7 protein-coding genes and 1 pseudogene are annotated in these 12,103 nt (G+C 69.3%); 3 read left to right on the forward strand and 5 right to left on the reverse strand.

The genetic code is table 11. The features are described from left to right. Positions 1-38 precede the first annotated feature (38 nt). Both ACZ60Q_RS22915 and ACZ60Q_RS22920 read right to left on the reverse strand, forming a co-directional pair. Positions 39-2,320 (reverse strand): annotated as a pseudogene (locus tag ACZ60Q_RS22915) (3-keto-alpha-glucoside-1,2-lyase-like domain-containing protein); the annotation flags it as partial. Between the two features lie 297 nt (positions 2,321-2,617). Then, positions 2,618-3,274, reverse strand: a complete 657-nt coding sequence (locus ACZ60Q_RS22920) for a DUF5701 family protein (RefSeq protein WP_469637555.1) — start codon at positions 3,272-3,274, stop codon at positions 2,618-2,620. A 486-nt stretch (positions 3,275-3,760) separates the two neighbouring features. On the opposite strand from ACZ60Q_RS22920, the gene rph reads away from it, so the two are divergent. Further along, the gene (gene rph, locus ACZ60Q_RS22925; protein WP_469637557.1) at positions 3,761-6,373 is read left to right on the forward strand and encodes a rifamycin-inactivating phosphotransferase; all 2,613 of its coding nucleotides are present in this window, start codon (positions 3,761-3,763) and stop codon (positions 6,371-6,373) included. Between the two features lie 83 nt (positions 6,374-6,456). On the opposite strand, the gene ACZ60Q_RS22930 is transcribed toward rph, so the two are convergent. Both ACZ60Q_RS22930 and ACZ60Q_RS22935 read right to left on the reverse strand, forming a co-directional pair. Continuing rightward, on the reverse strand, positions 6,457-7,245 hold the full coding sequence (locus ACZ60Q_RS22930; protein ID WP_469637560.1) for an SDR family NAD(P)-dependent oxidoreductase: 789 nt from the start codon (positions 7,243-7,245) through the stop codon (positions 6,457-6,459). Positions 7,246-7,318: 73 nt separating this feature from the next. Beyond that, a complete protein-coding gene (locus ACZ60Q_RS22935) occupies positions 7,319-9,127 on the reverse strand; it encodes a flavin-containing monooxygenase (RefSeq protein WP_469637563.1) in 1,809 nt (602 codons plus the stop codon). A 197-nt stretch (positions 9,128-9,324) separates the two neighbouring features. Here ACZ60Q_RS22935 and ACZ60Q_RS22940 point away from each other — a divergent pair, with 197 nt between their 5' ends. Further along, positions 9,325-10,344 carry an SMP-30/gluconolactonase/LRE family protein gene (locus tag ACZ60Q_RS22940; RefSeq protein WP_469637566.1) on the forward strand — a complete coding sequence of 340 codons (1,020 nt, stop codon included), beginning with the start codon at positions 9,325-9,327 and terminating at the stop codon, positions 10,342-10,344. A gap of 13 nt (positions 10,345-10,357) precedes the next feature. On the opposite strand, the gene ACZ60Q_RS22945 is transcribed toward ACZ60Q_RS22940, so the two are convergent. Next, on the reverse strand, positions 10,358-10,948 hold the full coding sequence (locus tag ACZ60Q_RS22945) for a TetR/AcrR family transcriptional regulator (protein WP_469637569.1): 591 nt from the start codon (positions 10,946-10,948) through the stop codon (positions 10,358-10,360). A gap of 547 nt (positions 10,949-11,495) precedes the next feature. Between ACZ60Q_RS22945 and ACZ60Q_RS22950 the strand changes: the two genes are divergently transcribed. Next, positions 11,496-12,011: a cold shock domain-containing protein gene (locus tag ACZ60Q_RS22950; protein WP_469637572.1), complete on the forward strand. Its 516-nt coding sequence runs from the start codon at positions 11,496-11,498 to the stop codon at positions 12,009-12,011. Positions 12,012-12,103 lie beyond the last annotated feature (92 nt).

The raw sequence follows: 12,103 nt of genomic DNA on the forward strand, positions 1-12,103 counted from the left end.
GGTACGTCGAGCCCGGCATCGTCCCGGACGGGAGGCCCCTAGGTGAGCGGCTCGACCCACACGTTGCGGTAGCGGACCTTGCTGCCGTGATCCTGGAGCTTGATCGCCCCGGCCGTCGGACCCTCGGCCGCTCCGCCGCCGGTCGTGCCATCGACGGCCACGTCGTCGTGGACGGTGACACCGTTCCACACGACGGTGACCCGGGCGTCCTGCGTCTTCGCGCCCGAGGTGTCGAAGCGGGCGGCGCGGAAGGTGATGTCGTAACTCTGCCAGGTCTCCGGGGCCGTGGCGGCGTTCACGTCCGGGGCCTTCTTCGTGTAGATCGCCCCGGCCTCGTTGTCGGCGAGCGTGGTGTCGCCGTACGAGTCGAGGATCTGCATCTCGTAGCGCTCCAGCAGATGCACGCCGCTGTTGGCGCGGTCCTGGCCGGTCACGTCCGGCGGGAGGTTCGGTAGCCGGAACTCGACGTGCGCACGGAAATCCTGGAAGCCTTGCTTGGTGCGCAGGTCCCCGCCGGCGACCTCCATCTCCCCGCTGTTCACCGGCCATTTGGGTGTGCGGCCGTCCGGATGCTGCCAGGCCGCCTGGTCGGTGCCGTCGAAGAGCTGGACGCGGGCGCCCTGGGGGTGGACGGTGATCATGTCCAGGTTCACATGGCCGGTGTCCCCGCTGTCGTAGGAGTAGGTGATCGTGTTGCGGCCCTCGCGCAGCTCCAGCCGTTCCGTCCCCGTCGACCAGGTCTTCCAGTCGGTGGTCGACAGCAGCTTGGTCTGCCGGACCTTCTCCCCGTTGACGTGGACGCTCACCGTCTTGGTGCCGGGCCCCGGATCGGGTCCGTTGGAGTAGCGCAGACCCACGTCGTGGGTTCCCGTCTTCCCGGACTCCACATCGAAGGTGACCGCCGCTCCCTCGTTGCCGAAGTTGTCGACGAAGCCGCCGCCCGAGTAGCCCGCGTGCTCGGTGTCGAAGCCCGCGCCCCCGCTGAGGGCGGCCTCCTCCGCCTCGTACCGGGTGGCCGGGGGCTGCTCGCCGGGCAGGGAGTTGAGGGTGTACCAGGCTTCCGTGCTCCACAGCTCCGTGCCGTCGGCGGAGCTGAAGGGGCGCGGCGAGCGGACGTGGACCACACGGTTCGCCTTGAGCCCGGGGATGGTCAGTGTGACCTTCTTGCGGTCCTCGGAAAGGGTGGCCGCACCGACGTCGAGGGACTCCTCGTCGATCTTGGGGCCGCCGTAGCCAGGGGTCGGGGCGTACGTCCACTGCTCGACCCGGTAGCTCTCGGCGAGTTTCGCGGCCGTCTCCTCGGAGAGCGGCTCGGTGTATTCCAGTTCGAAGCCGCCGGGCTTCGCGCGCATCGCCAGGATACCGAAGGCCTTGTCGCCGCTGGGGGAGAGCTTCTGGAGCCCGTAGGTCAGCTTGCCCTCCTGGCCCCAGTTGCCGCCCGCGCCGAGGCCGCCGACGTAGATCGCGCCGTCCGGGCCCATGCTGAACCGGTTGACCCCCGCCTCCAGGCCCTGGGTGAAGCGGAAGACCGCCCCCTGGTACTCGCCGTCGATCTTCTCCAGGTAAGCGCGCTGGATGCCGCCGTAGGTGACGTCGCCGAACAGCATCTGCCCGGCGAACCGGCCTTCGTCCAACCGTAGAGGCGTACTGGGGGAGTTCGCTATCTCGTTCTGCGGCAACCACAGCACCGGCTTGGTCACCGGCTTCGCGTCGAAGGGGCCCGACGGGTTGGTGCGGTGGTTGAAGAAGCGGTCCTGCTTGATGTGGATCAGCTTCGAGGAGGGCAGCCAGCCGCCCTGGTTGTCGAGGACGAACATGTCGTCCTCCGGGCCCCAGCCGATGCCGTTGGGTGTACGCAGGCCCCCGGCGATGTAGTCGACCTCGCCGGTCTCCTTGTTCACCTTGATCGTCGAACCGCGGTTCGGTACGGGCTGCGGGTCGGTCGTCGCCCCGCCCAGGTCGATCGCCACGGACAGGTTCAGGTAGAAGTAGCCGTCCCGGTAGAGCAGGCCGAAGGCGCCGTCACTCGTACGACGTCGGCGTCGGTGCTCAGCACGGAGTTCGGAACGACGGCGAAGTCACCGGCGCCGGGTGGCTTCCATTCGAGCGTGACCTGCTGGCCGCCGGTACGGTCGAAGTGGTCGATTCGCAGCGGGTGATGAACTGCCGTCAGATTCACCGAACCGTCCTTGGGCTCCGCGCCGTGCAGCCCGTCGTGATCGAGGACGGCCGAGCTGTCGATCCGCAACCGCGAACCGTCGTCGCTGGTCAGGCGGAAGGCGTACGCACCGTCCTCGGGAACGGTGAGGTTGGCTGTGACTCCTGGCCCCTCGCGGCGAGGGGCACGTCGCGGCGGTGGGTGGGGCCACCCGGCGCCCGGGGGTGAACGTTCGGCTCGTGCGGTGGGGCAGCACTTCGTCCGGACGGGGCTCCGGTGGCTGCGCCGAGAACAGGAGGAGGCTTCTACCGGCGGCGTCCATACTTCGTCACCACAGTGTTCAAAGTGCGCAGGCGTTGACGCGAAGTTGCCAAACCCCTTGCTGTGCAAGAGATTTGGCACTCCGTCAATCATCAGCGGAACCCCCGCGAGGAGAGTCGAGGGCAGGGCGCACGGGTGCTACTGGACCTCGCGGCCCGCGGCGGAGGCGAAACCCAGCCAGGTATGGCGGTTTCCCCACCAGCACCAGCCGACCTTGGGGGCGTTGCGCCGCTCCTTGCCGTCCCGCCCGGTGCCGTTGCTGATCCAGATCGCCGGGGTGCGCGCGTCCAGGGCTCCGTTCGCCTTGCGCAGCCGGGACCCGATGGTCATGAAGCAGAGGTTCCGCTCAAGCACCGCCGGCTGTTGCAGGACCCAGTGGACGCCTTCGGTGAGCACCAAGGGGGTGCGGCCCTCCTCGGCGAGGGCGGGCAACGCCTCCTCCGGGCTCCAGTTGGCCATGTGGTCGCCACGGTCGGGCCCGGCGACGAAATAGAGAGGCGCCCCGGGAAGCTCTACCGCGGTGGGGTCGAACCGGTCGACGTCGGGCATGTCGACGACGACGAAGCCGGGCTTGCCGTCACGCAGGAGCAGTGGCGCGAGGGCGGAGGCGGGGGCGCGGTCCGGATGGACGGCTAGCAGAACGTCACGGCTTCGGCCGGCCGTTTCGGCGAACGCGCGGATGTCCTCGGCGGGAATTCCCGCGATCTCGTGCACCCCGAGCTCGATCAGGCGCTCCGCCTGAGCGGCGGGCGACGGGAGCGGGTGCACGGCGTCGGCAGCGGAAGCATGGGTCAAGACAATCCCTCGGATTCACGGTTCGTGGTGGTGGGCCGGAGATCGAACGAGGGAGATCGCCGAAGCGTTCCCTGCACGACCACGTCCCCGCCGACCGGGCCCGCTGCCGGGCTGCCGCTCCGATGTCGGCAGGTCCGCGACGCGAGGAGCGACCCCGCGCCCCGGGCAAGCCGCGCCAAGAGGCAAAGAGGCAAAACAAAGGGCAAGAAGAGAGGCCTCTCCTTGCCACTCTCAACTTATAGCTCACCGGGGGGCTTGCGGCAAGACCCGGGTGACGGCGCAGAATCCTCGGGCCGATGCCACCACCTGCGGAACGGCGGCACGACGTGTGCAGGCCGACCGGGAGGGTCTGCCGGTTCATTCGTCAGAGAAGAGACAACCAGGAATGAGTACGTGTCCGACAAGAGGTTCGACAGAGCGCGAGGCGCCGGTGGTCCGATCGGCCACCACAGTGCAACGGAACACGACGGCCCCGGAGGTGTCGCGATGACGGACCAGTACGTGCTGGACCTCGAAGAGGTCGACGAGACGCGAGGCGCGGCCGTCGGTGGCAAGGGCGCGCACCTGGGCGGACTGTCGCGGATCGAGGGCATTCGCGTGCCGGACGGCTTCTGCGTGACGACGGACGCCTTCCGGCGAGCCATGGCGGAAGTCCCGTCGATCGACGATCGGCTCGATGAGCTGTCGCGGCTGAACCCGGAGGACCGGGAAACGATTCGCACGCTCAGCGCACGGATTCGCCGCGTCATCGAGGAGACCGCCGTCCCGGGCGCCATCGCGGCGGCGATCACTGGCTCGCTCGTCCGGTTCGGTGAGCAAGCCGCCTACGCCGTCCGGTCCAGCGCGACGGCGGAGGACCTGCCGACGGCGTCCTTCGCCGGCCAACAGGACACGTATCTGAACGTCCTGGGGCCGGACGCGGTCCTCCAGCACATCAGCCGGTGCTGGGCCTCGATGTTCACCGAGCGGGCCGTCATCTACCGACAACGGAACGGAATCGACCACCGTACGGTCCACATGGCCGTGGTCGTGCAGCGGATGGTCTTCCCGCACGCGTCCGGCATCCTGTTCACGGCAGACCCCGTCACCGGCAACCGGAAGGTCGCCACCGTGGACGCCGGCTTCGGACTCGGTGAGGCACTGGTCTCCGGTCTGGTGAACCCGGACGTCTTCACGGTACGGGACGGCGAAGTCGCCACCAGGACCATCGCCGCCAAGGAGCTCGCCATCCATGCCCTGCCCGCCGGCGGTACGCGGGAAGTGGCGGTCGACGCACGACAGCGCGAGCGGCCGGCGCTGACGGATGAGCAGGCCGTCCGCCTCGTAGGGCTCGGCCGCCGGATCGAAGCGCACTTCGGCCGCCCGCAGGACATCGAATGGTGCCTGGTCGACGACGACTTCCGGATCGTCCAGAGCCGGCCGATCACCACCCTCTTCCCCCTCCCCGTCATCGAGAACGGCGACGAGGGGAATCACGTCTACGTCTCCGTCGGCCACCAGCAGATGATGACCGACGCCATGATGCCCCTCGGGGTCTCCATGTGGCAGCTGACGGCCATGGTGCCGATGCACGAGGCCGGCGGTCGGCTGTTCGTCGACGTCACCCCGCGACTGGCATCGCCCACGAGCCGCGATGGCCTCCTGGACGTCATGGGGAAGGGCGATCCGCTGGTCAGGGACGCCCTGGAGACCGTCCTCCAACGCGACGGCTTCGTCCCCTCGCTCCCGGACGCGGCTCCCGTCGGGCCGCCGTCCACCGGTGTCCCCGCCCCGGTCGAGACCGATCCGGCCGTCGTCACCGAACTGATCGAGCGCAGCCGGACATCCATCGCCGCCCTGGAACGTGACATCCGGACGAAGAAGGGTCCGGCCCTGTTCGACTTCCTGCTGGAGGCCTTCGAGGAGCACAAGCGGGTTCTGGCCGATCCGCTGAGCATGCGGGCGCTCATGGCGGGGATGGACGCCACATGGTGGCTCAACGACAAGCTGCGGGAGTGGCTGGGCGAGAAGAACGCCGCGGACGCGCTGACGCTGTCCGCCCCCGACAACATCACGTCGGAGATGGGACTGGCGCTGCTCGATGTCGCGGACGTGATCCGCCCGCTGCCGGAGGTGGTGGCTTTCCTGCGGGACGCCGAACATCTTGAGGACGCCGGCTTTTTGGACGAGCTGGCGAGGACCGAGGGCGGCGGCGAGGCACGCGAGGCCATCGAGACCTACCTCGACCGGTACGGCATGCGCTGCGTCGGCGAGATCGACATCACCAGGCCACGATGGCGCGAGCGCCCCACCACGCTCGTTCCCGTGATCCTCGACAACGTGCGGAACTTCGGGCCGGGCGTCGCCGAGCAGCGCTTCGAACAAGGCCGGCAGAAGGCCCGGCAGAAGGAACAGGACGTGCTGTCACGGCTGCGGGCCCTGCCCGACGGGGACCGGAAGGCCGACGAGACCCAGCGGATGATCGACCGCGTCAGAACCTTCATCGGATACCGGGAGTATCCGAAGTACGGCATCGTCAGCCGCTACTTCGTCTACAAGCAGGCCCTGCTGGCGGAGGCCGAGCGACTCGTGCGGGACAACGTGCTTCCCGAGAAGGAGGACGCCTTCTACCTGACGTTCCAGGAGCTCCACGAGGCCGTACGGTCCAACCGGGCGGACGAGCAGCTCATCCAGCGGCGCAAGGAGGAGTTCCGGTCCTACCGGGCGCTCACCCCGCCCCGGGTCCTCACGTCGGACGGTGAGGCCGTCACCGGCGCGTACCGGCGCGACGACGTGCCGTCCGGCGCGCTGACCGGCCTGCCGGTGTCCGCCGGGACCGTCGAGGGAAGGGCCCGCGTCATCCTCGACATGGCGGAGGCCGACCTCGAAGCGGGCGACATCCTGGTCACGACCTTCACGGACCCCAGCTGGTCGCCGCTGTTCGTCGGAATCGTGGGCCTGGTGACGGAAGTCGGCGGCCTGATGACCCACGGCGCGGTGATCGCCCGGGAGTACGGCCTGCCGGCCGTCGTGGGCGTGGAGCGGGCCACCCGGCGGATCCGGGACGGGCAGCGGATCCGCGTGCACGGAACCGACGGATACGTAGAGCTCCTGCCCTGACCGCCGACCGTGGCTCCTCGTCTCTGACGCGGCCCGCCCGTGACGAAGCACGACGCATGACGTGAGGCTTCGGCCGGACCGCGTCAGACGGCTGACCAGCCGTCGTCGACGGGCAGGACGGCGCCGTTGACGAAGGAGGCCGCACCGGACGCGAGCCAGACGATGGCAGCGGCCTGTTCGTCCGCCGAGCCGATACGGCCGATGTTCGCGCCGATGAGGCCCCTGACGACGGAGGGGCCGTGCGCGTCGGGGCGGGTGTCGACGCCCATGCCGGTCGCGGTGGGGCCGGGCGCGATCATGTTGGCCCGGATGCCCTGCTCGCGGTACATCACCGCGAGGTTCTTCACCAGCCCGGTGATCCCGTGCTTGGCGGCGGTGTACGCGGCGCCGGCGGCGGCGCCGCGCAGGCCGGCCTCGGAGCCGGTGAAGACCAGGCATCCGGCGCCGGTGGTCAGCATGTGGGGGAGTACGGCGCGGGTGAGGAGGAAGGGAGCCGTGAGGTCGACGCGCAACACCCGGTTCCACTCGGCGTCGTCGGTTTCGTGCGCCGCCGACATACGGTCCATGACGCCCGCGTTGTTGACCAGGACGTCGATCCCGCCGAACTCCGCCACCGCGCGGGCCACCACCGTGTCCACCATCCTTTGCTCGGCCAGATCCCCGACGGTCGCCAGTGCGACGCCCCCGGCGGCCGTGATCCTCCGCACGGTCTCCTCGACCCCGGCCGCGTCGAGGTCGGCCGCCAGGACGCGGTCGCCCCGCGCGGCGAAGGCCAGAGCGGCGGCCCGGCCGATGCCGGACGCGGCCCCGGTGACGATCACGCTCCGCCGGGCGCGAGAGGCGATGTCCGGCTCGGATACGGGTGCGGTCATGGAAAGGTCCTTCCGGCACTGCGAGGGCAGGGGGGTGGGAGAGGCGGTTGCGGAGCGGGCGGGCCGAGCCGCGTCAGGTGGGGAGGACGGTCCTGCTCCGGAGGACCTCCGCCATGGACTCGTCGCGCCAACGTTCCAGGAGCTCGTGGAAGGCGACGGCCCCGTGCGGATAGGCGAGGGGGCCGTTGGGCCGGCCGCGCCCTTCACGGTTGTAATAGCCGGGGGTGCACTCGGCATGGAACCACTCGTGGTCGGGCGCGCCCTCGGCCAGTACGGAGATCCAGGCGTCCTCGGCCTCGGGTGAGGGTTCGATGAGGGCGCCGCCGGCTTCCGCGGCAGCGATGAGGGCGGCGGCGTGGATGGCCTGCTCGTCCAGGATGTGGGTGAAGTTGACGCTGCTGGCGTTCTGGAGGGGCCCCATCTGCAGGAGGTTGGGGAAGCCGTTGCTCGTGAAGCCGTGGAGGGTGCGCGGGCCCTGCCGCGCCCAGCTGTGCAGCAGTTGGACGCCGTCCCGGCCGTGGACCGGGAGCTTGCCCGAGTGGATGCCGGAGGTTCCGACGTTGAACCCGGTGGCGAAGATCAGGCAGTCGAGTTCGTAGGTGGCGTCGCCGGTCGTGACGCCGTGCGCGGTGACGCGCTCGATGCCGTGGGTGTCCGCGGTGTCGACGAGCGTGACGTTGTCGCGGTTGAACGCCGGGTAGTACAGGTCGGAGAAGGTGGGACGCTTGCACGCGTAGCGGTACCAGGGCTTGAGCTGCTCCGCCGTCCGAGGGTCCGTGACCGTCTGTCCGACGCGGGCGCGGAGCTCGTTCATCTTGGCGGCGTCGGCTGCCTCGTAGGCGGCTTCGAAGGCCTGCCGGTCGCCCTGCCGCCGGAAGCTCGGCAGGAGTTTCTCCAGCAGGCCCGCCGACGCCGTCCACCGGTCCGCCACGAGATCCTGCTCGGCACTCTCGCCGGAGACGATGCGGAGGTAGTTCTCCCGCCGTCCCCGGGCCCAGCCCGCGCGGTCGGCGCCCACGTCCGGGGCGGTGGTGCGGCGGTTGCCGCGCACGTCCACAGTGGAGGGGGTGCGCTGGAAGACGTAAAGGTGTGCGGCGTCCTCGGCCAGCATCGGGATGACCTGGATGCCGGTGGCCCCGGTGCCGACGATACCCACCCGCTTGTCCGCGAGTCCGGTCATGCCGCCCTGGGGGGTGCCGCCGGTGTAGGCGTAGTCCCACCGCGAGGTGTGGAACGTGTGGCCGGCGAAGTCCTCGATGCCGGGGATCCCGGGAAGCTTCGGGTCGGTGAGGGTGCCGGTGGCGTTGACGACATAGGTGGCCCGGAAGGTATCGCCGCGATCCGTGGCCACGATCCACGTCTCGGAAGCCTCGTCCCAGGTCAGTGCGGTGACTCCGGTGGAGAACAGCGCATCCGCGTAGAGATCGAACGTCCGTGCGATCCGCACCGCGTGGCGGCGGATCTCGTCACCGGGGGCGTACTTCCACTCCGGTACATAACCGGTCTCGTCGAGCATCGGCAGATAGACGTGGGACTCGACGTCGCAGTGGACGCCCGGGTACCGGTTCCAGTACCAGGTCCCGCCGAAATCACCGCCCTTCTCGATGATCCGGACGCGATCGACCCCCTGCTGCCGCAGGTGTGCCCCGGTGAGGATGCCGCCGAATCCGCCGCCTATCACGGCGACGTCGACGGTGTCGTGGAGAGGGGCGCGCCCGATCGGCCCCTCCGCGTACGGGTCCGCCGCGTAGTAGCCGAACTCGGCGTCCGTGTCGCGGTACTGGGCGGATCCGTCGGGGCGCACACGCCGTTCGCGTTCGAGTCGGTAGCGCTGCCTCAGTGCGGCGAGCTCGTGGGTAGCCGGTGCTTGAGGAGTCGTCATGTGGGGGTCCTCGATCCGGAAGGGGTGGGGCGGCCCCGGTCGGGCGGCCGTCCGCTACGGTAGCAACTACCGGACAATCATGTCCGGTTGAAGCTCAGGTGGGACGGCGGCATTCGGCCAGGGGCGTTCCGCCTCCCCGCAGGCCGTGTACTCACACCCGAGGAACCCGCCCACCGGACAGGAAGAGTGATCCCCCCATGCAGCGACTTTCAGCCCGGTCTCTTTCCGCGCTCGCCACCATCGGCGCGCTGATCCTCACCGGATGCGGCACGGAGAGCGGCGATTCCGAGGGAGAGGCGGCCTCGGTCACCGCGGGCAGGACCATCCGGGCGCAGAAGGTCATGCAGCTGACCCAGGTGCACGGCGAGACCGGAATGACCTTGCTGGAGGGTCCTGTGTTCGGCGAGGACGGCGGCCTGATCGTCGTCGACGTCACGGCGCCCGAGGGCAAGCCCAAGGTCATACGCGTCGACGTCGCGAAGAAGACGTCCCGGGCGGTCCACACCGACGCCAAAGGGGCCTATACCTCAGCACAGTTCAGCCCGTACGACGGACGTCTCTACCTCAGCGACTTCACGCACGGCGAGGTTGTCAGCCTGGCCCCCGACGGCGGGGACCCGCGGACCTTCTTCTCCGGCGAGGTCGACGGAGCGCTGATGAACCCCGACGACATCGCCTTCGACCAGGAGGGCAACCTGTACGTCAGCGACTCACGCGGTCTGTCCGAGGGCAAGGCCCACGGGCGTGTGGTGCGGATCGACCGGGAGGGCGGCAGGGCCACCGTTCTGGCCAAGGACCTGGCCGCGCCGAACGGGGTCTCCTTCGACGCGGACTACCGAGGGCTGTGGTTCAGCGAGCTCACCGAGAACCGCATCTCCTATCTGCGGCTCGACGAGAAGGACGGGGTGACGTCCCGGCACACCGCCATCCGCGTGGACGGCGGACTCGCCCAGACCGACTCGATCGCCGTGGACGCGGACGGCAACCTCTACCAGGGGCTGCACGGCCGGGCGGCCATGGCTGTGTACGACCGGCACGGTGAGCGGCTGGCGACGGTGGAGATTCCCTCACGGGTCGAAGGCCTGGAGTCGGCGACGAACGTGGCCATCACACCCGGCGGTACCAAGGCGTACATGACCGTCAGCGGTCCCGCCGGGGGCTATCTGTACACCTTCGACGCGCCGGCGGAAGGCATTCGGCAGTCCAACGGCGGCTGACGCGGACCTCGGCTCAGCCGCCGAAGGCGCGCACCGGCCCCACCTCGACGCCGAGCAACCGCCAGGCGGCCAGTGCCCGGTGCTCGCGCTCCTCGCGAGTGGGGCCGATGACGGCGGCGGAGACCATGGCGACCGAGAGGACGAGGTCGTCCCCCGCACTCAGTCGATGACCGCGGGGGAGGTGCTTGCGCAGAGCACGCTCCACCCGCTCGGACAGGGCAAGGGCGTGCGCGCGGATGCCCGAGCGGTCTCCGGCCCGGTCGGCGTGCAGAAGGCCGATAAAAGCCGCCGATTCGGCAAGATGCCACGTCAGCACACCGAGCACGGCGTCGAAGGCGGCGTCCTCGTCCGCGGCAGCCTGCTCGACCTGCCGCACGTTCTCCTCCAGGACCGCTGCCACCGCGGCACTCCGGTCGGGGAAGTGCCGGTAGAGAACGCCCTGCCCAACCCCGGCCCTGCGCGCAATCGCGGAGAGCGGCGCCTCCAGACCATGCTCCGCGAAGACCTCCCGGGCGGCGGCGACCAGAGCGGCCCGGTTACGAGCAGCGGCCTTCGGCCCGTCGTTCGCCGGCCGTCGCCCGTCCTGCTCGATGCGCTCCGTCACCCCGGCAGCGTACCGGCCGGGCAGGCGCCCCCTTATCTCTCCTCGGATTCTCTCCTCCGAGGTCGATCAGGCAGGCGGCCGTGCCGCATCGGGACATGAACATCGCCCGCGACAGGGCCTGCACGCTGATGGGCCACGGTCGAAGGTCGGCACACATAGTGTGTGTTCCCGGAGTGCGAGACGTCATCGGGACATTCCTCGCACCACGTTCAGCCGCCCGCACTGCGGCGCGTCCTTTTCTGCGGCGCTCAGGATCTGTCTCCGGCCGGTGCGGAGAGGGAACTCTGACACCACCATGTCACCGAACCGGAGGCCGAATCGGGCTATGTTGGAGGAGGACGCGCGGGCCCGCTCGCTGACCGAAACGCTTGCTGCTGGGCCACTGGCCTGCCGTCCCGGTGACAGGCGCCGGTAATGGCCGGGAGGACGTCAGTAGACGATCCTTGGGCTTGGCACTACCCCCTTACGAAAACGTTGTGCGTGGACCCTGTGCGAGGTACTGTCGGGCGCAGTTGCGCACGGTGGAGGTAAGTGCGCTTTTGGGTGAGTGGGGAATTCAGTGGCTGTTGGAAAAGTTCTTCGGTTCGACGAGTTCCGAGGTTACGGATTCATCGCACCGGACAATGGTGGCGAGGATGTGTTCATTCACGTCAATGACCTCGCCTTCGATAAACGACTGCTCGGTCCGGGCATGAAGGTCGAGTTCGACATCGAGGAAGGCGACCGCGGCCTCAAGGCCAGCAGGGTACGCATGCAGAACGGGAGCGCCGAGCGTGAGCGCCCGGTTCCGCTTCCGGCGAGGTCATCCTCGGCTCCGGCCGGTCCCTCGGGCCTCCTCCCGGAGGAGGGACTGTGCGACGTGCTCTCCGTGAAGGAGTACATCGAGGAAATCACCGAGACCGTGCTCCGTACCGCCCCGACCGTGACTTCCGAGCAGATCCTGCAGGTCCGCCAAGGCCTCGTGCAGGTCGCGCTCTCGCACGGCTGGATCGACGCGGAGCCTGGGGCGGATACCCGGGCCGGCGGACCAGTGTCGCCACCCGGCGCCTACAGGGCGAACTGAACCGTTCCGGGTTCGGTAGAGACTCTAGATTGTGGCTGTGACCTGCTGTTTTTGTGTGTTCTGGTAGTGGGCGGTTTCGTATTCGGCGGGTG

The sequence above is a fragment of the Streptomyces sp. NPDC104313 genome, from assembly GCF_055583985.1.